This window comes from Bradyrhizobium sp. I1.14.4 (assembly GCF_050435825.1).
Classification (GTDB): Bacteria; Pseudomonadota; Alphaproteobacteria; order Rhizobiales; family Xanthobacteraceae; genus Bradyrhizobium.
Genome location: NZ_JBNDLA010000020.1, coordinates 63,464 through 84,079, shown reverse-complemented (window position 1 = coordinate 84,079; position 20,616 = coordinate 63,464). Strand labels below are relative to the sequence as shown.

The 20,616-nt window shown below is 63.1% G+C and carries 22 protein-coding genes; 15 read left to right on the top strand and 7 right to left on the bottom strand.

Annotated features, from left to right (window positions below):
* Positions 1-13: 13 nt before the first annotated feature.
* Together ABIB78_RS29420 and ABIB78_RS29415 are read right to left on the bottom strand one after the other, a co-directional pair.
* Positions 14-322, bottom strand: a complete 309-nt coding sequence (locus tag ABIB78_RS29420; protein WP_429030838.1) for a hypothetical protein — start codon at positions 320-322, stop codon at positions 14-16.
* A gap of 44 nt (positions 323-366) precedes the next feature.
* Positions 367-2,337 carry a 4Fe-4S binding protein gene (locus tag ABIB78_RS29415; RefSeq protein WP_429030931.1) on the bottom strand — a complete coding sequence of 657 codons (1,971 nt, stop codon included), beginning with the start codon at positions 2,335-2,337 and terminating at the stop codon, positions 367-369.
* A gap of 194 nt (positions 2,338-2,531) precedes the next feature.
* On the opposite strand from ABIB78_RS29415, the gene ABIB78_RS29410 reads away from it, so the two are divergent.
* The 14 genes from ABIB78_RS29410 to dusA all read left to right on the top strand — a co-directional run bounded on the left by ABIB78_RS29410 (position 2,532) and on the right by dusA (position 15,792).
* Positions 2,532-3,254, top strand: a complete 723-nt coding sequence (locus tag ABIB78_RS29410; protein ID WP_429030836.1) for a biotin/lipoate--protein ligase family protein — start codon at positions 2,532-2,534, stop codon at positions 3,252-3,254.
* Positions 3,251-3,787 carry a DUF6505 family protein gene (locus ABIB78_RS29405; protein WP_429030833.1) on the top strand — a complete coding sequence of 179 codons (537 nt, stop codon included), beginning with the start codon at positions 3,251-3,253 and terminating at the stop codon, positions 3,785-3,787. Before ABIB78_RS29410 ends, ABIB78_RS29405 begins: the two co-directional genes overlap by 4 nt.
* Positions 3,788-3,798: 11 nt before the next feature.
* The gene (locus ABIB78_RS29400; protein ID WP_429030929.1) at positions 3,799-4,806 is read left to right on the top strand and encodes a DUF6352 family protein; all 1,008 of its coding nucleotides are present in this window, start codon (positions 3,799-3,801) and stop codon (positions 4,804-4,806) included.
* On the top strand, positions 4,803-5,318 hold the full coding sequence (locus tag ABIB78_RS29395; protein WP_429030831.1) for a DUF3305 domain-containing protein: 516 nt from the start codon (positions 4,803-4,805) through the stop codon (positions 5,316-5,318). The genes ABIB78_RS29400 and ABIB78_RS29395 overlap by 4 nt, the downstream gene beginning before the upstream one ends.
* On the top strand, positions 5,315-5,974 hold the full coding sequence (locus tag ABIB78_RS29390) for a DUF3306 domain-containing protein (RefSeq protein ID WP_429030829.1): 660 nt from the start codon (positions 5,315-5,317) through the stop codon (positions 5,972-5,974). Before ABIB78_RS29395 ends, ABIB78_RS29390 begins: the two co-directional genes overlap by 4 nt.
* Before the next feature lie 119 nt (positions 5,975-6,093).
* A complete protein-coding gene (locus ABIB78_RS29385) occupies positions 6,094-6,867 on the top strand; it encodes a Cro/CI family transcriptional regulator (protein WP_429030826.1) in 774 nt (257 codons plus the stop codon).
* A 27-nt stretch (positions 6,868-6,894) separates the two neighbouring features.
* Positions 6,895-7,104 (top strand): twin-arginine translocation signal domain-containing protein, encoded by a 210-nt coding sequence (locus ABIB78_RS29380; protein ID WP_429030824.1) that lies wholly within the window; start codon positions 6,895-6,897, stop codon positions 7,102-7,104.
* A gap of 11 nt (positions 7,105-7,115) precedes the next feature.
* A complete protein-coding gene (locus tag ABIB78_RS29375; RefSeq protein ID WP_429030822.1) occupies positions 7,116-10,061 on the top strand; it encodes a formate dehydrogenase subunit alpha in 2,946 nt (981 codons plus the stop codon).
* A gap of 13 nt (positions 10,062-10,074) precedes the next feature.
* On the top strand, positions 10,075-10,671 hold the full coding sequence (fdh3B, locus tag ABIB78_RS29370) for a formate dehydrogenase FDH3 subunit beta (protein ID WP_429030820.1): 597 nt from the start codon (positions 10,075-10,077) through the stop codon (positions 10,669-10,671).
* Between the two features lie 32 nt (positions 10,672-10,703).
* A complete protein-coding gene (locus ABIB78_RS29365; protein ID WP_429030818.1) occupies positions 10,704-11,705 on the top strand; it encodes a formate dehydrogenase subunit gamma in 1,002 nt (333 codons plus the stop codon).
* Positions 11,706-12,411: 706 nt separating this feature from the next.
* The gene (locus ABIB78_RS29360; protein WP_429030815.1) at positions 12,412-13,569 is read left to right on the top strand and encodes a diphosphate--fructose-6-phosphate 1-phosphotransferase; all 1,158 of its coding nucleotides are present in this window, start codon (positions 12,412-12,414) and stop codon (positions 13,567-13,569) included.
* Between the two features lie 330 nt (positions 13,570-13,899).
* A complete protein-coding gene (locus ABIB78_RS29355) occupies positions 13,900-14,196 on the top strand; it encodes an HU family DNA-binding protein (RefSeq protein ID WP_429030813.1) in 297 nt (98 codons plus the stop codon).
* A complete protein-coding gene (locus tag ABIB78_RS29350) occupies positions 14,197-14,565 on the top strand; it encodes a hypothetical protein (RefSeq protein WP_429030810.1) in 369 nt (122 codons plus the stop codon). It begins immediately after the preceding gene.
* Between the two features lie 240 nt (positions 14,566-14,805).
* Positions 14,806-15,792 (top strand): tRNA dihydrouridine(20/20a) synthase DusA, encoded by a 987-nt coding sequence (gene dusA, locus ABIB78_RS29345; protein ID WP_429030808.1) that lies wholly within the window; start codon positions 14,806-14,808, stop codon positions 15,790-15,792.
* A 243-nt stretch (positions 15,793-16,035) separates the two neighbouring features.
* On the opposite strand, the gene ABIB78_RS29340 is transcribed toward dusA, so the two are convergent.
* The 4 genes from ABIB78_RS29340 to ABIB78_RS29325 all read right to left on the bottom strand — a co-directional run bounded on the left by ABIB78_RS29340 (position 16,036) and on the right by ABIB78_RS29325 (position 19,136).
* The gene (locus ABIB78_RS29340) at positions 16,036-16,626 is read right to left on the bottom strand and encodes a TIGR02281 family clan AA aspartic protease (protein WP_429030805.1); all 591 of its coding nucleotides are present in this window, start codon (positions 16,624-16,626) and stop codon (positions 16,036-16,038) included.
* A 25-nt stretch (positions 16,627-16,651) separates the two neighbouring features.
* Complete coding sequence (locus ABIB78_RS29335) at positions 16,652-16,855, bottom strand: DUF1289 domain-containing protein (protein ID WP_429030804.1); 204 nt, start codon at positions 16,853-16,855, stop codon at positions 16,652-16,654.
* Positions 16,856-17,111: 256 nt separating this feature from the next.
* On the bottom strand, positions 17,112-18,716 hold the full coding sequence (locus ABIB78_RS29330) for a sensor histidine kinase (protein WP_429030802.1): 1,605 nt from the start codon (positions 18,714-18,716) through the stop codon (positions 17,112-17,114).
* A 267-nt stretch (positions 18,717-18,983) separates the two neighbouring features.
* A complete protein-coding gene (locus tag ABIB78_RS29325; RefSeq protein WP_429030800.1) occupies positions 18,984-19,136 on the bottom strand; it encodes a hypothetical protein in 153 nt (50 codons plus the stop codon).
* Here ABIB78_RS29325 and ABIB78_RS29320 point away from each other — a divergent pair.
* Positions 19,135-19,467 (top strand): DddA-like double-stranded DNA deaminase toxin, encoded by a 333-nt coding sequence (locus tag ABIB78_RS29320; protein ID WP_429030798.1) that lies wholly within the window; start codon positions 19,135-19,137, stop codon positions 19,465-19,467. The genes ABIB78_RS29325 and ABIB78_RS29320 overlap by 2 nt on opposite strands.
* A gap of 271 nt (positions 19,468-19,738) precedes the next feature.
* Here ABIB78_RS29320 and ABIB78_RS29315 read toward each other — a convergent pair whose 3' ends face one another.
* A complete protein-coding gene (locus ABIB78_RS29315) occupies positions 19,739-20,611 on the bottom strand; it encodes an NAD(P)-dependent oxidoreductase (RefSeq protein WP_429030797.1) in 873 nt (290 codons plus the stop codon).
* Between the last annotated feature and the right edge of the window lie 5 nt (positions 20,612-20,616).

The window sequence follows — 20,616 nt, the reverse complement described above, 5'->3', positions numbered from 1 at the left end:
AAGCGTTATGCAGCTAGTACCCTGGCCATTTCTCTACCGGGAGGTCCGTTATGTTTGGATGCTCCTTGATCAATCGAACAACGTCGACGTTCGGATGTTCCTTCAGGGCCTCGGTGACGCAATTGTTCACGTATTTCCGGCGCGCGAGCCATTTGACCTTCCTGCCCTTCGCTTCAGCCTTGCAGGCAACGATCGCCTGTTTCAGGGCGACCTTGTCGGCTTTCGACAGGCGCGCGGCTTCGACGGGCGCCGGCATCATCGCTGCGCCAAGGGCAACTACAACGGCAATAAATGCAAAATGAGCTTTGGTGAGATGAGACATGGTGCGCCTTCCTAGGTGTGCTGCTCCCCACAATTGAATCGGTTCTAATTCTTGGGTTCCCGTTCGCGCAGATAATCGTCGGTCGTGCGAGGCGCCGCGCGTTGTGGCACGCCGGCAAACGGGTCGAACTGCTGCTCGCTCATGGCGATCACGCGGCAATCAGCGCACATTCTCACCGTATCGAGCCGCCTGTCGCCGACGGGATACATCCAGTGCCGGCCCTCGAGTTTTGCCGCGATCTTCTCAATCGTGCTCTTCACGCCAAACGGCTTGTTGCAGCGGATGCAAAGCGCCGGCTCTTCCTCCTTGATGATCGTCGCCGGGGCCATGGCGGCACGGAAGTCGATCTGTGGTTTGAGCGTAATCACCTTTTCCGGGCACGTGCTCTGGCACAGACCGCACTGCACGCAGGCATCTTCGACGAATTTGAGCACCGGGCGTTCGGGATCGTCGCGCAGCGCTCCGGTCGGGCAAGCCGACACGCACGACAGACATAAGGTGCATCCTTCCACATTGACGCTGATCGTGCCAAGTGGTGCGCCCTCGGGCAGAGCGATGACGTCGACCGGCGACGGAGCGAGGCGGTGCAACTCGTGAAGCGCGAGGCGAAGCAGTTCGCGCCGTTTGCCGACGGTCCGGAAGGTCGCGGGATGCTCGACAGTCGGCGCAGGCTCGACTGACCAGAGCGTCTTGCCGAGTGCGTCCGGATCGTCGGTTTCGATTGCTTCGACCCTGCGTCCTGCAAACCCAAGTCCCGAGATAATCGCATCGGCCATCGCGATCGTCTTGAAGAGGCCGGCGACGTCATGCCGCGGCTTTGCGCGAAGGAGAAAGCGTATCCCCGCCGCACCATAGGCGAAGCAAGCAACGATAGCTTCGAGTCCAACCTGCGTAACCTCGTTCACCGCGAGCGGCAGCACGCTGGCCGGAAGCCCGTCGCCATGGCGGGCGAGCGCATCGATCAGCGCGGTGCCGTGCTGGCTGTCGTGGAGCAGGACGACGGCATTGGCGCCGCCGGCTGCGTGATAGGACAAGAGCATCGCGCGCAATTTGTGCAACAGCGCGTCGGCTGGCGGCAGGGCATAGGTTGCCGCGCCGGTCGGACAGGCCGCGGCGCATTGGCCGCATCCGGCGCAGACCTCCGCATTGATCCTGACGTGATCGCCATCCGGTGTGATCGCCCCGGTCGGGCAAAGATCGAGGCAGCGATGGCACCCCGTTAGCTTCGACCGCGAATGCACGCAGAGCTCTGCGGTGAAGTTGACGTATTTCGGCTTGTCGAAACTGCCGACGAGATCGCGTGCCTTGAGGACCGCGCGCAGCATTGCGGGCGGGTCTCCCGGGTCGACGCGGAGATAACCTTCGCGCAGGTCATGCGCGGGAAAAAGCGGCGTCCCGCCGGAAAGGTCCAGGATGAGGTCGCAGCGCGACGTCAGGCCGTTGCGCGGAGCCTCGAACAGCAGCGCGTCGCGCGAGGAGGGGCGAGACGCGGCATAGTCGTCGATCACAAGCTCGAAGGCGCCCAGATGTCCATTGGCATTGCGAATCGTTCCCCTGACGATCGGGAACGATGTCGTCGCTGGTGGCGCAATCTGCGCTGGCCTCGTGATCATGACGGTCACGTCGAGGTGATCTGCCAGCAGTTGGCCCGCTTCAACCGCAACGTCGTCGCGGCCATAGATCAGGATCACGCCCTCGCTCGACAAGCTGACAAACGGGTAGGCCGGCACAGGTTCGGACGCTGCAGCGAGCAGCCCTGCCATTTTCGGCCCCGCCTGTCGCCCTTCCAGGGACCATCCTGCGGTCTCCCGGATGTTGACGAACTCTGTTCTTGCCGAGCGGCCCTCTATTGCATCGGCAAACAGCGGCGCCTCCTGGGTGCAGCCGACGATCATCGGGCCCGCAACCTTCGCTGCATCGCGAAACCGATCCAGCTCGGCCCGGCACAGGTGTCGGAATTCGGTGATCTCGCTGTTGCGACATCCTCGCTTGATCGTAGCGGTGTCGAGACGCATCGTGTCTTCGCACGAGCAGATCAGGATCGTCTTTAGCGAATCCGGCATACGCAGCTATTCACCTCCCAAAGCGGTCGGGGAACGCGGGGGCGGACTCGCGCCGTCCCCGTTGGTCGGATAAGCTATTATCACATGGGAAGAAATGGAAGCTGGAGGTCCGTCTGTCGCCGACCGTCCGCACCCGCTCATCGATCTTGGAGCCCGTTGAGCTGCCTCCGCCGTTCACGCTCGTGAGGCTGCGCGAGACGCGCGATGCCTTCGCCCATGCCGTCGATATCGCGGAGGAAAGCGGGGCAGGTACGCTGACCTTTGTCGGGCGCTTCGATCTAGCCGAGTTCGCCGTCGTGCTCGAACCCGGCGAGCCCTTGCGCACCGCGCGCCGCGCTTTTTATGCCGCCATGGTGGCATTGACCGACGCCTTGCGCGCCTATGCACCGCCGAACAAGGAGGTCGCCATCGACTGGCCGGATGCGGTCCGTGTCGACGGCGGGCTGGTCGGTGGCGGCCGGCTTGGCTGGCCATCGTCCTCGAAAGAGGATGAGCCGCCACGCTGGTTGGTGTTCGGTGCCATGATCCGGACGGTTGCGATGACCGAGGCTGAGGCGGGCGTCCATCCACTTGCGTCGGCGCTCGACCAGGAGGGCTTTGGCGAGGCCGGCGCGGTTCAGATCACGGAAAGCTTTGCGCGGCACCTGATGCTCGCGACCGAAACCTGGCAAGTCGACGGTTCTGACGCCGTCGCACGCGAATTCCTGAACCGGCTGACGGACGAACCGCAGACCTCTCGCGCGATCGCTGACAACGGCGATCTTCTGATGCGCCGGGTTGGCGCAGATGAGACCGAGCGGCGCGATTTGAGGAGATGCCTGCTATCGCCCTCGTGGCTCGATCCGAAGCTCGGAGGGCCGCGCCGGTGAAGCTGTTGCGCACCATTGCGCTCGATCCGTCCGACACGTTCGTATTCGACGCGCCCGCGGAGCCCGGCGAATGGGCGGTGTCGGGCGCGTTCCGCTTCCTTGATCGCGATTTGGCGCAACTGGACGGCAAGGACCGTTCCGCGTTCCGCGGCGGTTTTCTCGGAGTGCAATCCTGGGGCTGGTCGACGCTGGCGCAGATCGTTCCTGCGACCATGGACGATCGCCGCGCGCTGGTGGAGCTGCTTGCAAAGCGGCTGGTCGAACGGTTCGGCGCGCCGGATCTTGCAACTGCGCGCGTCGCGGCGGAAGAGGAGATAGCCTTTGCGCAATCGCTCTGTGCTCATCCGATTAGCACGCTGATTGCCGTCCACCGCTCGGTGCGCGACGGCGAGGTTCACGAGTCCTTCCGAAGCTTGCGGCTGCGCGAGGGGCAGGGGCACGGCAAGGCGTTCTCGTTCATGGAAGTGCAGGATGACGTCGAGCCCGGCGGCGACCTCAATCTTGCCGACATGAGCAAGGAGCCGCGGCGATGAAAGATTTGGCGATGAAGGATTTCTGGATCGCCTGCGGCCACCATCTGCTCGATCGCAACGCGAGCGGCGGGCTCGTTGTCACGGATGAATACCTGAAGGCCTATTTCGCGCGCCCCGAGCTGATGCCGCCGGATGACGCGTGCGCGGTCGAGCGTCGCTTGCACCGGCAATTGCTGGCCGATCCGCGCCTCCCGGTCGGTGACAAGGAGGTGGCCGCGATCGGCGATGCCGATGCGCGGGAAAATTGGCAATTCGTGCTGGCATTTCGTGACCTCCTGCTGCGCCATCCGACGCTGGAGGCCGCCTATCTCGCAACGGTTCGTTCAGATTCGGTCAATCTACCGCCGCTGTTCATGAACCAGTTGGTGCATGTGATCCTGCGCAATGCGTTTGATCGCTGCGAGGATCCGTTTCAGCTGCGCGCAGCCGAGTTGTTCTTTCGGCCGCAACGGATCCTGCCGCACGAGCATTTGCTGCTGCTGGGGGACGAGGAAATCCTTGGCGGGCGCAGCCCGACGCCGGTGCTGTCGCTGATGTCCATGCTGGGTGCGACGAGCGATAGCGAACTCGACGTTCTCGGCGAGGAGAACGCCGACAGCTATTGGCAACGTAGTGACCAGTTCGATATGGCGCTTGATCTGACCGGCGGAGGGCGTGGGCAGGCCTCGCTGGCCGCCGCAATGCGGCGCTGGATCTCGCATCTGCTCGGGATCGACGTGGCGATCGAGCCTCTGACCGAAATGCGCAACGCCGAGCTCACCTGGTATGTGGGCCTGGATTCCGAGGCGACCGGCATCGGTGACCGGCTTTGGCAAGGCGAATCCCTCGACGACCGGTCCGCGGGGCGTGTGCTGGCGTTGTTTCGACTGAGCTTTGCGGATCCCGGACTGATCGTTGACGCCGCGGGGCGCATGCCGGCCTATCTGATCCTTGCAATGACGTCCGCTCAGATCGTCCGGATGAAGCCGCAGAACTTGCTGACGGGACTGCCAATCAAGCGTCTGGAGGCTGTGACATGAGCCCCGTCGCCGAGCCGCTGGTCCGCATCTCCGTCGGCGTCGTGGTCGAGCGCCGCAGAGCGGATTCACCGTGGATCGACGTCGTCTGGCGCGGCGTCGGGGTGCTGCCGGACGAGCCGGAGATGACGCCGTGGACGGTGATCCGCGAGCAGGATGGCGTGACGCTGTTTTACGCCGGCAGCGCGACAGTCGATCTCTACCGCTCGGAAACCGATCGCTACCGCGACAATCTCACCTCCGGAGCGCCCAGCATCTGGATCGTGTTGAGCCCTGCCGAGGGAGCCTCGCCCTACCTCCTTTCCGTGGTCACGGCGGATCCTGCCGAAGGCGAGGCGTTCACGGCGGCCGGTGCCAATCTCGTCGAAGCGGTACCGATGCCCGAGGTGCTGCGCCAGGCGATTGAAGATTTCATCGCCGAGCACCACGTCGAGAAGGAGTTCTTCAAGCGCGAGCGGAGCCGCGCCGATCCGGAGGCGCTGGCGCAGCGGCGCCATGAAGGTGGGCACGAATGAGCGAAGACGATTTTCTAGCGCGCTGGTCGCGACGCAAGCAGGCGTCGAGGGACGGCCAGGCTGAACCAAGACCCGAACAACCCGCTGAGGCGAATGTGCCGGCGGTGGCCGGCCCTGACGTGGCGGAGCCCTGTCCCACCGAGGTGGACTTGTCGAGCCTGCCACCCATCGAATCCATTGATGCCGCGACCGACGTCTCGGCCTTCCTTCGCAAGGGCATTCCTCAGGAGTTGAGCCGTGCGGCGCTTCGCCGGGCCTGGAGTGCCGATCCTGCCATTCGCGATTTCATTGGGCTGGCGGAAAACGCCTGGGACTTCAACGACCCGACCGCCATGCCGGGCTTCGGTCCGCTGGACTATTCGGCCGAGCAGCTTGACGCACTCGTCCGCCGCGTTGTCGGGGACCTCGTGCAGGTCGCCGAGAACGCGACCAATTCGATCGAAGAGACTGCGGAAGACGCCATGCGACCGACTGCTGCTGCTGTCGACGATTTGGCGCAAGCACCAAATTCGGTGAAGGCGCGCGCGGATCTCACACGGTCCGATGGGTCCGCAACCGCGGAATTGCCCCCAATCTCCGCTGCACCGCAACTGCCCGGCGCGGGCGAAGAGGCTGGCGTTCGGCGGCGCACGCATGGCGGCGCGCTGCCTCGATAGGCTGCGACCAAATGCTATAGCCGTAGGCTATGCACATCGATTGACCGCTTCCAAGCACCCGACTAGTCTTTGTTAAGCAAACGCAATCAAGCGCTTGGCCCCTAAGATGGGAGGGCGGCGTGCGCGATGCGGGCCTTGAACGTGCCATCGATGCTGCCGGAGGCGTAGCCCAGCTAGCCCGGAAAATCGGTATTGCCCAGCCCTCGGTGTCGAACTGGAATCGGGTGCCGGTGCAACGCGTGATTGCGGTCGAAATCGCGACGGGCGTCTCGCGAAAAATTCTTCGTCCCGATCTCTATAGCGACCTTGCGATCTCGGACATTGATCCGATCGAAGCCGGACGCGCGCAGGAATACGCACTGCTTGCGACCCTGCTCTCGTCGGCGCCGTCGCAAGCCTTCCTTGAGCAGATCGCGCAACTGAGCGGCGATGTGACGCCGCTTGGGCGCGCCCACTCCGCTCTTGCGGATTCTGCTTCGATGGCGGTCGCAACCGAGGTCGAACGCGAATTCTTTGACCTGTTCGTCGGCGTCGGGCGCGGCGAGCTGCTGCCCTATGCTTCCTACTATCTAACCGGATTCCTCAACGAGCGCCCGCTGTCGCGACTTCGCGACGATCTGGCCGCGCTCGGCATTGAGCGGATTGAGAGTAATCCAGAACCCGAGGACCACGCGGCGACGCTGTGCGAGATCATGGCAGGCCTTGTGGCTGGTCGCTTCCCGGCGTCGCTCGCAGCACAGCGCGCCTTCTTCGAGAAGCATGTGTCCCGCTGGATCGGACGTTTGTTCGCCGACATGACGAAGGCCGAAAGCGCCAAATTCTATCGAGCGGTCGGGGCGCTGGGATGCGTGTTTTTGGAGATTGAAACAGAGGCGTTCGAATTCGCCAATTGATGGGCTGCCCGGTCCAGGAGAGGTGCAATGAGCGACGAGAAGAAAATGACGGCAGGCCGCCGCGACTTCCTTCGCAAGGTCGGAATCGGCACGGTCGGCGCGGGCGCCACGCTGGCAACCCCCTTGATCGCGCCAGCGCAGGCCGACAGCGAGACCGACGCTGAAAAGCGCAAGGCGCGCTACAAAGAAACCGAACACGTGAAGGCGTATTATCGCGTCAATCGCTATCCGCGCTGAGGGAGGCGGCCATGCTGATCAGGAGAACACAGCGTTCCGATTCCGACCGACGTGGATCCGTCGCGACCCTCCTGTCCGGGCAGACCGGTGGGCTCGACCGCCGCACGTTCCTGCGCCGGTCCGGTCTCGCCGGCGGCACGCTTGCTGCGCTCAGCACGCTGCCCCTCGGCAACGTCCGCAAGGCGGAGGCTGCCGCCGCGGGTCCGCTCACCGCGGGAGCGACGGCGCGCAAGAGCATCTGCACGCACTGCTCGGTTGGTTGCACCGTGACCGCGGAAGTGCTGAACGGCGTATGGATCGGCCAGGAGCCGACCTGGGATTCCCCGATCAATCGCGGATCGCATTGCGCCAAAGGCGCCTCGGTGCGCGAGCTCGTGCACAGCGAGCGGCGGCTGCGCTATCCGATGAAGCTCGTGGGCGGGCAGTGGACCCGGGTCTCCTGGGAGACCGCGATCAACGAGATCGGCGACAAGCTGCTGGAGGTGCGCGAGAAGTCGGGTCCCGATTCCGTCTATTGGCTCGGATCGGCCAAGATGACCAACGAAGGTTCCTACCTGTTCCGCAAGCTCGGCGCGTTCTGGGGCACCAACAACACCGACCATCAGGCGCGCATCTGTCATTCGACGACCGTCACCGGCGTGGCCAACACCTGGGGCTACGGCGCGATGACAAACAGCTATAACGACATCCGTAACGCCAAGACCCAGATGATCATGGGCGGCAATCCGGCCGAGGCGCATCCGGTCTCGTTGCAGCATCTGCTTGAGGGCAAGGAGCTCCAGAAGGCCAACTTCATCGTCATCGACCCCCGTCTGACGCGAACCGCGGCGCACGCGACCGAATATGTCCGCATGCGGCCGGGCACCGACATCCCGGTGCTCTACGGTATGATGTGGCACATCCTGCAGAACGGCTGGGAGGACAAGGAATTCATCCGGCAGCGCGTCTACGGTTTCGATGATCTCCGCAAGGAGGTCGAAAAATGGAATCCGGAGGAGGTCGAGCGCGTTACCGGCATTCCCGGCGAACAGCTCAAGCGCGTCGCCAAGATGTTCGCAACGGAAAAGCCGTCGACGCTGATCTGGGCCATGGGTCAGACTCAGAAGACGGTCGGCACCGCCAATGTGCGGGCGAGTTGTATCCTGCTCCTGATGACCGGAAATGTCGGCGGACCGGGCATGGGCGCCAACATCTTCCGCGGCCACGACAACGTGCAGGGCGCGACCGACGTCGGGCTCGATATCGTCACGCTGCCGTTCTACTACGGGCTCGCCGAGGGAGCGTGGAAGCACTGGTCGCGCGTTTGGGAAGTCGACTATGACTTCCTGAAGTCGCGCTTCGACTCCAAGCAGATCATGGAAGCGCCCGGCATCCCGCTGACCCGCTGGTTCGAGGCGGTGACGCTGCCGAAAGACCAGGTCGCGCAGAAAGACAATGTGCGGGCGGTGTTCGTGCAGGGACACGCCAGCAACAGCATCACCCGAATTCCGGAATCCCTGAAGGGCCTGAAGGCGCTCGACCTGCTTGTCATCGCCGACCCGCATCCGACCACCTGGGCCTCGCTCGCGGTGGAAGCCGGGCGCAAGGACGGCCTCTACATTCTCCCGGTCGCCACCCAGTTCGAGTGCAAGGGGTCCCGCGTCGCCTCGAACCGCTCGCTGCAGTGGGGTGAGCAGATCGTGAAGCCGATCTTCGAATCCAAGGACGACCTCGAGGTCACCTATCTGCTGGCAAGGAAGTTCGGCTTCGCCGACAAGATGTTCAAGAACATCAAGGTCGAGAACAATCTGCCCGAGGCCGAGGACATCCTGCGCGAAATGAATCGCGGCAGCTGGTCGACCGGCTATTGCGGGCAATCGCCCGAGCGTCTCAAGGCCCATATGAAGAACCAGGCGAAGTTCGACATGCTGACGATGCGGGCTCCGAAGGACGATCCGGAAGTCGGCGGCGACTATTACGGCCTGCCCTGGCCGTGCTGGGGCTCGCCGGAGGTCAGGCATCCGGGCACGCCGCTGCTCTACAATACAAATCTCGGCGTGATGGATGGCGGCGGCACGTTCCGGCCGCGCTTTGGCATCGAACGTGAGGAGAAGCTGGCCGACGGCACGACGCGGAAGGTCAGCCTGCTTGCCGACGGGTCCTATTCGAAGGATTCGGAAATCAAGGACGGCTATCCGGAATTCACGCTGGCGAGCCTCAAGAAGCTCGGCTGGGACAAGGATCTAACGGAAGCGGAGATGGCCACGATCAACAGGATCAATCCGGCCACCCCCGACGCTGTGTCGTGGTCGCTGGACCTTTCGGGCGGCATTCAGCGCGTCGCACTGATGCATGGTTGCGTGCCTTACGGCAATGGCAAGGCGCGCATGAATGCGTTCGGTCTGCCGGATCCCATTCCGGTTCACCGTGAGCCGATCTATACGCCGCGTGTCGATCTGGTCGCGAAATATCCGACGCTGCCCGATGCCAAGCAGTTCCGCATGCCCAACATCGGGTTCTCCGTGCAGAAGGCCGCGGTGGAGAAGGGGATTGCCAAGCAATTCCCGCTCATCCTCTCCTCGGGCCGCCTGGTCGAATACGAGGGCGGCGGCGAAGAGACGCGAACCAATCCCTGGCTTGCCGAACTCCAGCAGGACATGTTTATCGAGATCAGCCCCGCCGATGCCGCCGATCGCGGCATCAAGGATGGCGGCTGGGTCTGGGTGAGCGGCGCTGAAAACAACTCGCGTGCCAGAATGAAGGCGCTGGTGACCGAACGGGTCGGGAAGGGCGTTGCCTGGATGCCTTTCCATTTCGGCGGCTGGCTCGCGGGCAAGGACCTTCGTGGCAATTACCCGAAGGGAACCGATCCGATCGTGCTTGGCGAGAGCGCCAATACGATCACGACCTATGGCTATGATCCTGCAACCAATATGCAGGAGACCAAGGTCACTCTCTGCCAGATCGTCGCAGCCTAGAGGAGCAACGCACATGGCTCGGATGAAATTCCTCTGCGACGCCGACCGCTGCATCGAGTGCAATGCCTGCGTGACCGCCTGCAAGAACGAGCACGAGGTCCCCTGGGGCATCAACCGGCGCCGCGTCGTCACCATCAACGACGGCAAGCCGGGGGAGCGATCGATCTCCATGGCCTGCATGCACTGCACCGACGCGCCCTGCGCGGCGGTCTGCCCGGTGAACTGCTTCTACACGACCGCGGACGGTGTCGTGCTTCATTCCAAGGATCTGTGCATCGGCTGCGGCTATTGCTTCTATGCGTGTCCGTTCGGTGCGCCGCAATATCCGAAGGTCGGCAATTTCGGCTCCCGCGGCAAGATGGACAAATGCACGTTCTGCGCCGGCGGCCCGGAGGCCGACGGCAGCAAGGAGGAGTACGAGAAGTATGGGGCCAATCGCCTCGCCGAAGGGAAATTGCCGCTCTGCGCCGAGATGTGCTCCACCAAATCGTTGCTCGCCGGTGACGGCGAGATCATCGCCCAGATCTACAGGGAACGTGTGGTGAAGCGCGGCTACGGCTCAGGCGCCTGGGGATGGAAGACCGCCTATCGCGAAACGATCGAATCCTGAAGGCGGTTTCACGCACATACCGGGAGGAGCTCATGGCGTCTCTTGCAAGATACTTCCGTCTCGCCCTCGGAGCATGGGCGCTTGCCTTGATGATCACTGTGTCGGCGCCGTCCATCGCCCAGCAGGTCAACCCGACCGCCAGCGCGGTGAAGGAGCAACAGCTTCTGCAGGAGCTCAACCGGATCCAGGGACGCGTCAGCATTCCGGATCAGCGGTCAGGCGTGCTGGAGCAACCTGCGGGGCGCGAGTGGCGGGAATTCCGCAACGTCACCCTGCGCTGGGTCGGCGGAGTTGCCATCCTCGGCATGCTCGTGGTGCTCGTCGCTTTCTATCTCACCCGCGGCATGGTCCGGATTCAGGACGGAAGATCAGGGCGCACGATCGTGCGCTTTGGCGCTTTCGAGCGCTTCGTGCACTGGATGACGGCGAGCTGCTTCATCATTCTCGCAATCTCCGGACTGAACATCACGTTCGGCCGTCCGCTGCTGTTGCCGCTGATCGGCCACGAAGCATTCTCCGAATGGTCGCAATGGGCGAAGTACGCGCATAACTATTTGAGCTTCCCGTTCACCATCGGAGTGGTGTCGATCTTTCTGATGTGGCTTGGCGGCAATATCCCGAACAAGGTCGATGTGGAGTGGATCAAGCGTGGTGGCGGCATCGTGGGTCACGACCATCCCCCGGCCTATCGTTTCAACGCCGGCCAGAAGGCGGTCTACTGGATCGTCGTCATCGGCGGCGCCGCCGTTGCGATCACCGGATATCAGCTGATGTTCCCGTTCTACCTGTCCGGCATCGAAGGCATGCAAATGGCCGCGGTGGTCCACGCGATTGTGGCGGTACTGTTCGTCGCGGTGATGCTCGCCCACATCTACATCGGCACAATCGGTATGCAGGGCGCCTTCGAGGCGATGGGCAGTGGCATCGTGGACGTCAATTGGGCGAAAGAGCACCACAGCCTGTGGCTGGAGGAGGAGGCGCGCGCCGCAGCCAATGATGCGGGCTCGAAGCCGGCCGCCACGGCGGCGGAGTAGGAGCAACGCTGCCTCCAACGCTGCCTCGGGGGCGAGATCGCTAAAGCCGCACGGCCGTCGTTGCAAAGGCCTCTGCGACCGGCTCTTGCACGCGGTCAAGGACCGCGGCACTGGCTCCCGCCACGACGACAGCGGCCACGCAAGCGAGCAGGAAGGCTCTCACGGCAATCCTCCCAAAGAGGTCGAGTGCAGCGAGATTACACAAAATGGATCGTCAAGGACAGCGCTGCTCCCCCGCGCCGTCGAACCGCGCCATTCCCGTCGGCAAGAAACAGGCTCGTTGGATTTCGATTGCTTGAGCTAGACCAGCTCAAACTTGCCCATGATGGATTGGAGCGATAGTTCAAATTTTTCAATCTGTTAGAGGCCGCGTGTGCACGATCTGTGCGCCGGGAGATCAAAGATAATCTAGAGACAATCGATGTGAGCCCGCCGAACCGAGTCCTTCGGCGTCAGTGGCGGACGGGCGTGTCGAGAGGGCGTGACCTGTCCGGCAAGCTGGTGATTGTCGAAGTGGATTGTGGATCGACCGCTGTCGGCGCAAGGCGGACGTTCCCAAGCGCGACCGTTAGCACGGTTAGCAAGACGCAGATCCAAAGATCCATTCGCCGCAGGCCACAGCTCGTTGCAGGATTGGCCAATCTTCGCTTCAATCGTCGCTCACAGTTCGCCGGCGGCACAGCAAGAAATAAATCATGGAGGATCCATGCCATCGATCGTCATTGCCCAGGGTGGCGGCCCCACCGCCGTGATCAACCAGACGCTGTGCGGTGCCATCCTTGCCGCGCGCAAGCATGATCCGTCGTTGCGGATTCTCGGCGCGCGCCATGGCGTGCGCGGCCTCACGGCGGGCAACGTCGTCGACCTTACCGCCATCCCCGAGGCGGATCTGCACCGCCTCGGCAACACGCCCAATTCGGCGCTCGGCTCGACCCGCGACAAACCAGATTCCGACGCATGCTCTGATATCCTCGCGGCGCTGGACCGGCTCGAAGCGCGTGCCTTCGTCTATATTGGCGGCAATGACACCGCCGGAACGCTAGAACTGCTGCGTCAACAGTCCGGTGGCACCTGCCATTTTGTGCATGCCCCCAAGACCATCGATAACGACCTGATGGAGAACGATCACGTCCCCGGCTTCATCTCGGCCGCGGCCTTCGTCGCCAATGCCTTTGTTAGCGCCGATCTCGATTTTCGCGCCATGCCCGGCATCTATGTGGCCATCGTCATGGGCCGCCATGCCGGCTTTCTCACCGCCGCCGCCGCAGGCTGGCAGCAATCGCCCGACGATGCCCCGCATCTGATCTACGTCCCGGAACAGCCGTTTTCCGTCGCCCGGTTCCTCGACGACGTCGATGCGGTTTATGCGCGCTTGGGCCGCTGCATCGTTTCGATGTCCGAGGGCGTGCAGGACGAGATGGGACGGCCTCTCGCCGAGGCGCTGGCGGGCGAGGCGGTCGAGCGCGACGCCCACGGCAATCTGCAATTGACCGGCGGCGATCTCGGCATCGAGATCCAGAAAGCGCTGAAATCGCGTTTTCCCGGGGCAAGGGCGCGCGTCGATACGCTGGGCTATCTGCCGCGCGGATATATCGGCGTGATCGACCAAACCGACCGCAAGGAGGCTTTCGACGCTGGCGCATTTTCCGCGCAAAGCGCCTTGACCGGCAGCGGCTCGGTGGTGCTGCATTATGACGATCATCGCATCGAACCTCAAATCGTGCCGCTCGCGCGTGTGGCCGGCAAAACGCGCCATATGCCGGACGACTTCTTTGCCGGCAGCAATGCCGTTTCTGCTGAAGGACGGCGCTATTTTCGGCGGCTTCTACCCAAACGGCCCGATATCTTCCTGCCGTTCGTGTGAAAGTGCCGGATAGAGCATTCTCAGCGTGAGGCTTAGGAATATTTCAAAGCATCCCGAGCCTGCTCGCTGGAGACGAGACCGACCTCAAGGCCGACGACCGGCTCATCGTCCGCAATCCAAGCGAGCGCAGGCGACTATCACGGAGACGCCGTTCCGTGGGAAAGCAAGTACGGAGCTCACGGCGAGCCGCCGCTTGCATTTTGGCCCTCGATAGGTTCTAAGCCCGCTGACTTCATGACGCATGAATCAGAAGCGCTTTGCGCGGATTCACCGCGTTCCAGGCAGAGTTACATCGCAGCTTGCCCGCACCGAATTCAAAGGAATCCCGAAATGGCCAAGATGACCAAGAATCAATTGATCGACGCAATTGCAGAAGGCACGCAACTTGCCAAGACGGACGTGAGATCGGTCATCGAGTATCTGGCGACCGTCGGTTACAAGGAGCTGAACGAGTCCGGTGAGTTCGTCATTCCCGGCTTTGTGAAAATGTCAGTGGTACACAAACCCGCAACCGAAGCTCGCAGCGGCGTAAATCCGTTTACGAAAGAACCGATGGAATTTGCGGCCAAGCCTGCCAGCAAGTCGGTCAAGGCGTCGCCTCTCAAGGTCGCCAAGGATGCGGTTTAAATGAATCGTGCCGACGATCGGCATGGAGCAGGATTGTCCGGTCCTCGTCGACCTGAAAATGGATGTGGTCCGGAAGCCTTCCAGGAATCTCGCATCGGCAGCTCCGCGGCCGCACCGATCCGACCGCTTGTCTTTGCCAACGCAGCGTTCGCGCGGATCCCGCCGGGCGTTGCGCGCCGGAACGGTGGCCGGTCCATCGCATTTCCGGATCACGCCGCTGCCGATGATGGATATGGGAAGTTCTACGTTGGAGGTGAATACGTCCGCAAGCACAACCCGCAAGTTGGCGGATACTACGTGGTCTACGAGGACGGCTACAAGTCGTTCTCTCCCGCTGATGCATTTGAAGGCGGCCATAGCCGGATTTGATTTAACGCCACGCCACATCATCGAAGCAGTTTGGTTAGCCGCCTCCGGGCGGCTTTTTCAGTTGATCCTCGCGGCACACCAAATGGAGCGCATCGATTGGAAGTGGTAAGACCCGTGGCACACTTTGGCACCCCGAGAGTGGTCTTGAAATCAAACCAGCAGATACGTCGTTGAATTTGCTTAGGAAAAATTCGGTCGGTTCTCGTTGCATTGGACCGACAAAACCTCTAAGTCATTGATATGAATTGGAAATTTAGTTGCGCGCCCATGATGGAATGGACCGACCGGCATTGCCGGGTCTTCCATCGCCTGATGTCACGGCGGGCGCGGCTTTATACGGAGATGCTGACCACGGGCGCCGTGATCCATGGCGACCGGGCGCGGCTGCTCGGCTTCGATGTCAGCGAGCATCCGGTGGCGCTGCAGCTCGGCGGTTCCGATCCGCGGGATCTGGCGACCGCCGCGCAGATCGGCGAGCAGTTCGGTTATGACGAGGTCAATCTCAATGTCGGCTGTCCCTCCGATCGGGTGAAGGATGGCCGTTTCGGCGCCTGCCTGATGGCGGAGCCCGGGCTGGTCGCCGAATGTGTTGCGGCGATGAAGCAGGCGGTGCGGATTCCCGTCACGGTGAAATGCCGGATCGGCATCGACGACCAGGATCCGGAAGTCGCGCTTGATGCGCTTGCTCGTGGCGTGATTGCCGCCGGCGCGGATGCACTCGTCGTGCACGCGCGCAAGGCCTGGCTCAACGGACTGTCGCCGAAGGAGAACCGCGACATCCCGCCGCTCGACTACGATCGCGTCTATCGTCTCAAGGCGGCTCTGCCGGATGTGCCCATCATCATCAATGGCGGCATCGCGAGCCTCGCCGAAGCGAAGCAGCATCTGGCGCACGTCGATGGCGTGATGCTGGGGCGGACGGCCTACCAGGAGCCGTGGCGGCTGCTGTCAGTCGATTCCGAGCTGTTCGGTGAAGCTCCGCCGTACGCCACGATGAAGGACGTGTTCGCAGCCATGCTGCCCTATATCGAGCGGCAGCTGGCGGAAGGCACGCGGCTGCATTCGATCACGCGCCATTTCGTCGGTGCCTTCCATGGCGTCCCCGGCGCGCGCGCGTTCCGCAGGCACCTCGCGGAGAACGGCGTTCGGCCGGGCGCTGACATCAACGTGCTTTCCGATGCGCTCGCACGCGTTGACGATAGCGCGCCGGCGCCGGTCGCGGCCTGACGGCGCGGGTTACGGCTTGCGCTGACGCCGCGTGACGTCCTGTGCGATCTTCAGGAAATTGAACAAATGCGGCATCCGGTTGTCGCGCCGGTAGTTCAGCGACAGCGCCGTGCCCGGATTATGTCTCATAGGCGCGATAGGCGACGCCGGGGCGTTCCGCCTCGGAGACTGATTTCGGCGTGCGCGCCTGCGTTGATCGCTGGCGCAAACGTTGCCCACGCGGAAGGCACTCTCCGCGCGCGCCTAGTCGACGACCGTGCGCGGGCGTCGGTGGCGGCCAGAGGGGGTGATACTCCCGGTGATGTCGGGGTAGCCGGTCAGCATCAACGTGTCGGAGCGTACCCCCCAGCTCTCGAGCCGGTCGAGAAAGCTCATGCCGAGCAGGTTGGTTTTCATCTGCCCGCGCTGCATCACCAGCGCCGGGACCGATTTCTCGACCAGTCTGCCGACCGCGAGACGATCGAGCGTCAGCCGTGCCGCCTTGGTGTGACCGCCGGCGGTCTCCAGGTCGACATTGTATTCGAGCATGTCGGTCGGCAGTCCGATCGCCTTGGCGGTTTCCCAGGTCAGCACGACCGAGGTCGCGCCGGTGTCGATCACCATCGGTGCGCTGACCCCGTTGATCTTGGCACGGAACGCGAACTCACCGCCCTGGCTGCGCGTGATCTGCACCGCGGGAGCGGACGAGGAAGTGGAGGCTGAGGCAGCCGTGCTGCGGCCGAAGATCTGGGTCAGATTCTCCCTGGCGCGGGCGATCTGGTCGGGATCGCCGTAGGCGACGACGGCGCCGGCGGTTGCCATCAGCAGCAGGATGACGAGGAGGATGCGGGTCACGGTGCAACTCCCGCCGCAATGCCGATCAGGCGCGCTTCGGATGCGGCTCCATGCGCTCGAGCCCAGCCTCGGCCATGCGCGCCGGCAAATTCGCCATCACGGACAGCCGCTCGGTGCGGTCCATCTTGTGCCAGCGCGCGATCTCCGGAAGCGTGCGACCACACCCGAAGCAGAGCTTCGTCCTGGGGTCCATCATGCAGACTGCGATACACGGTGTTTCTGAGCTCATGCTTCAAGTGTTGAACGGTTTCAGCCGTGACTGCAAGCCGACTGAGGCGGGATGCTGCATCACGCCCCGGCTTTTTGTCGCGAGCATGGTCGTCGCGCGAACGCCCTGCGTTCGTTGCTAAAGCGTTTTCGAGCGAAGTGGATACCGGTTCGCGTAAAGCAGACACGTCAAAACTGGAATGTGGAGCCCCGTTCCGATTCCATCGGAACGGAAACGGCTCTGGCCAAAACCGCGTCACGATTGTCCGCGACATGCTCTACAATCCGGTGCCGGCACTCATGATAGACTTGCGGCGCACCCGTTTCCGGTCGGCGCCCATGGTGGACTCGACGGGCTCCGGCTGCATCGGCGGCGCTTCCTCCGACATCGGCGCCAGCGCGCTCATCACCCGTTCCGGCGGCAAGGTCACGATCACCTCGGTACCGATGCGCAGCTTCGATTTCAGCGTGAAGGTGCCGCCATGCATGTCGATCAGGCTCTTCGCAATCGGCAATCCAAGGCCCGCACCCTGTTCCGCCGACTTGATCGAGTTTGAGCCCTGGCCGAATGAGGCCAGCACGACCGGAATCTCGTCCTCGGCGATGCCGCTTCCGGTGTCCTTGACGCTCAGATATTGCCCGCCCGACGCGGTCCAGCCGACCTTTAGCCAGATTTCGCCGCCCTGCGGCGTGAACTTGATCGAGTTGGAGAGCAGGTTGAGCACGACCTGGCGGATAGCGCGCTCGTCGCCCCAGATCCTGGGCATGCCATGCTCGAACACTTCGTGGATGGTGATGCCGCGGCTGGAGGCGCGCAGCTTCAAGAGATGGTGGCAATCGGCGACGACATGCACCAGCGCCACGGCCTCTTCGTTCAGCTCGTAGCGGCCGGCCTCGATGCGCGACAAATCGAGGATCTCGTTGATGAGGTTGAGGAGGTGCACGCCGGAATTGTGGATGTCGGCGGAATATTCCTTGTAGACCGGCACGGCGTGCGCGCCGAAGATCTCGCTCTTCATCACCTCGGAGAAGCCGAGGATGGCGTTGAGCGGCGTGCGCAGCTCGTGGCTCATCTGGGCCAGGAAGCGCGACTTGGCGACGTTGGCGGATTCGGCGCGGTGCCGCGCCTCGTCGGAGATCGCCTTGGCCTGTTCCAGTTCGCCGATCAGCGCGTCCTTTTCGGCGCGGGCTTCCAGTGTCGCCAGCGTAGTCGAATGCAGGCGGTGCGCCAGCAGCGCAAAATAGCCCTCGGCCGCAAGCGCGAGCAGCGCCAGCACGTAATTGTCGAACGCGCCGTTGAGCACGAGGTCGAGCGCGATCCCGACCGTCACCGGAACGGTTGCTGCGAGTGCTGCGATCGGCAGGCTCGCCGCCAGCATGCTGGAGACTGCGATCACCAGCAGCATCAGGAACATCATCAGCGTGTTGGAGGCGAGATCGCGCCCGGCGGGGTGGATCAGGATCGCGGTCCAGCACAGGCCGTAGAGCAGGTCGAGCAGCACGAAGCGCGTCCGCCATTTGCGGGTCACCGCGACCGAGGTGGGCTCGGCGAGGAAGCGCGAGCAGCTGCGGATGATCGCGAGATGGACGCAGAGGATGCCGACGGTCCAGGCCCCGGCCAGGATCGGCTTCATCCAGAGGCCAAACAGGACGCCGGTTGCCACCACGAGCAGCATCACGACATAGGACGCCGAGATCCGGGTTTGGGCGTATTGGCGGAGCAGTTCGGCGTCGAACGCCGGGCGGGTTCCACTGGTTGACGTTAACCGATCCCGCGCCTCACGCACCCGCTGCGCGGCAACGCGCCGGCTGTTCACCGGCGCCGCCACCTGAGGGCCTGCCGGAAGCTGCACAACTTCAGGCTTTTCTGCGGGATTACTCATCAACAACACAAATCCTGCCCGCGAACCGCGCGGGCCTTTTGCATTGTCTATCTGTGCAGCTAAATCATTAAGCGATGACTTAAAGAGCTAAAGAAACTCGTTAACCGCAGGTTAAATTAACCTTTGCCGGGCGCCGTGGCGCACGAGGGATCTCACCATCTCACCATCTCACCAGCAGCAGCGCCGCGGCACCCACCAGGATCACGGGCGGAACCGCACCGAACGGCCAGCCGCGCAGATACACGGTCCGCTCGAGATCGGGTTTCGTCAGGGCTGCAGCTGCGGTGTTCTGATCTCCGCGAGCAGGTCGCGATAGAGCGCGTAGCCGCTGTCGCCGAAGAAGGTCCGCGCCCGGCCATTGCCATGCCGGGTGACATGGTGCGGATGACCGAGGACGACGAGACTGGCGAGGCGGGCCATGCGGCATGATGCATCGAGAAGGGCAATCAATTTAGTGCACTGTCACCGTAATTCCGCTGGAGATCTATCCCTCGAAAGTGGGTGGGCTGGACCTGCTGCTGACATTCCGCGCGGGACCTCGGGCTTCGATATAGTCACGCGAACTCACGTCGAAGGTCACGCGGCGGCTGTTATGCAGGAGCAGGGACTTTCAGAGGGCACTCTGTTTATAAACAACCCAACCGTCTGCTCGAGCTGCACAAATCTCCTTCCGCGCATGTTTCCGCCGGGTGCGCAGCTTAACGTCGTAACTCCGAATGGTTCGACAGTATTCGTCGGGAGAAGCCCATGATAAGGAGCGCAGTTTTTCGATAGGCGGATTACGGTGACAGTGCACTAAACCGCCAACTAGAAGTTACAATTTCGGAATAATGGAAGTGTGCCCCTGATTTGCCCGACGTGTCAAGTTGCCCTATCGAATGTCGGCGGCCGGCCAGCTCCTTTGCATGGGGTTGTTTTCGATATTTTGGCGGCGCGACCTTCAAAGGGGAATTCTCCTTCGCGAGACGACGCTGCATGGCTGGTGACCCGCCGACGCGGGTCACCGCGGCCTATGCGAGCAGCTAGCGCTGCAGGCGGGCGAGCAGGCTCGACGTATCCCAGCGCTTGCCGCCCATCTTCTCGACCTCGGCATAGAACTGGTCGACCAGTGCGGTGGCGGGCAGCGTGGCGCCGTTGCGGCGGGCTTCCGCCAGCGCGATCGCCAGGTCCTTGCGCATCCACTCGACTGCGAAGCCGAAATCGTACTTGCCTTCATTCATGGTCTTGTAGCGGTTCTCCATCTGCCAGGACTGTGCCGCCCCCTTGGAGATGGTCTCGATCACGGCCGCGACGTCGAGACCGGACTTCTTGGCGAAGTGGATGCCTTCGGAGAGGCCCTGCACCAGGCCGGCGATGCAGATCTGGTTGACCATCTTGGTCAGCTGGCCGGCGCCTGCCGGTCCGAGCAACTTGCACATCTTCGCATAGGCGCCGGTGATGATCGGCTCGGCGCCGGCGTAGGCGTCTTCGGTTCCGCCGCACATCACCGTCAGCACGCCGTTCTCGGCGCCGGCCTGGCCGCCGGACACCGGCGCGTCGACGAACTTGAAGCCGGCCTTGGTGGCGGCGGCATCGAGCTCGCGGGCGACCTCGGCGGAGGCGGTGGTGTGATCGACGAAGGTCGCGCCCTTCTTGACGCCGGCGAAGGCGCCGTCGGGACCGATCGTGACCGAGCGCAGGTCGTTGTCGTTGCCGACGCAGCACATCACGAAGTCCTGGCCTTCGGCGGCGGCCTTCGGCGTCGGCGCGGTCTTGCCGCCGAACTTGTCGGCCCATTCCTTCGCCTTCGCCGCGGTCCGGTTGTACACGGTGACCTCATGGCCGCCTTTTTTCACGAGGTGTCCCGCCATCGGGAAACCCATCACGCCGAGACCGAGAAAAGCGACTTTAGCCATATCTG

Excerpts from the sequence above, each read along its gene's own strand:
- ABIB78_RS29420 (WP_429030838.1), bottom strand. The coding sequence starts at position 322 with ATGTCTCATCTCACCAAAGCTCATTTTGCATTTATTGCCGTTGTAGTT.
- ABIB78_RS29415 (WP_429030931.1), bottom strand. The coding sequence starts at position 2,337 with ATGCGTCTCGACACCGCTACGATCAAGCGAGGATGTCGCAACAGCGAG.
- ABIB78_RS29400 (WP_429030929.1), top strand. The coding sequence starts at position 3,799 with ATGAAGGATTTCTGGATCGCCTGCGGCCACCATCTGCTCGATCGCAAC.
- ABIB78_RS29395 (WP_429030831.1), top strand. The coding sequence starts at position 4,803 with ATGAGCCCCGTCGCCGAGCCGCTGGTCCGCATCTCCGTCGGCGTCGTG.
- ABIB78_RS29390 (WP_429030829.1), top strand. The coding sequence starts at position 5,315 with ATGAGCGAAGACGATTTTCTAGCGCGCTGGTCGCGACGCAAGCAGGCG.
- ABIB78_RS29380 (WP_429030824.1), top strand. The coding sequence starts at position 6,895 with ATGAGCGACGAGAAGAAAATGACGGCAGGCCGCCGCGACTTCCTTCGC.
- ABIB78_RS29375 (WP_429030822.1), top strand. The coding sequence starts at position 7,116 with ATGCTGATCAGGAGAACACAGCGTTCCGATTCCGACCGACGTGGATCC.
- fdh3B (WP_429030820.1), top strand. The coding sequence starts at position 10,075 with ATGGCTCGGATGAAATTCCTCTGCGACGCCGACCGCTGCATCGAGTGC.
- ABIB78_RS29365 (WP_429030818.1), top strand. The coding sequence starts at position 10,704 with ATGGCGTCTCTTGCAAGATACTTCCGTCTCGCCCTCGGAGCATGGGCG.
- ABIB78_RS29360 (WP_429030815.1), top strand. The coding sequence starts at position 12,412 with ATGCCATCGATCGTCATTGCCCAGGGTGGCGGCCCCACCGCCGTGATC.
- ABIB78_RS29355 (WP_429030813.1), top strand. The coding sequence starts at position 13,900 with ATGGCCAAGATGACCAAGAATCAATTGATCGACGCAATTGCAGAAGGC.
- ABIB78_RS29350 (WP_429030810.1), top strand. The coding sequence starts at position 14,197 with ATGAATCGTGCCGACGATCGGCATGGAGCAGGATTGTCCGGTCCTCGT.
- dusA (WP_429030808.1), top strand. The coding sequence starts at position 14,806 with ATGAATTGGAAATTTAGTTGCGCGCCCATGATGGAATGGACCGACCGG.
- ABIB78_RS29335 (WP_429030804.1), bottom strand. The coding sequence starts at position 16,855 with ATGAGCTCAGAAACACCGTGTATCGCAGTCTGCATGATGGACCCCAGG.
- ABIB78_RS29330 (WP_429030802.1), bottom strand. The coding sequence starts at position 18,716 with ATGAGTAATCCCGCAGAAAAGCCTGAAGTTGTGCAGCTTCCGGCAGGC.
- ABIB78_RS29320 (WP_429030798.1), top strand. The coding sequence starts at position 19,135 with ATGCGGCATGATGCATCGAGAAGGGCAATCAATTTAGTGCACTGTCAC.
- ABIB78_RS29325 (WP_429030800.1), bottom strand. The coding sequence starts at position 19,136 with ATGGCCCGCCTCGCCAGTCTCGTCGTCCTCGGTCATCCGCACCATGTC.
- ABIB78_RS29315 (WP_429030797.1), bottom strand. The coding sequence starts at position 20,611 with ATGGCTAAAGTCGCTTTTCTCGGTCTCGGCGTGATGGGTTTCCCGATG.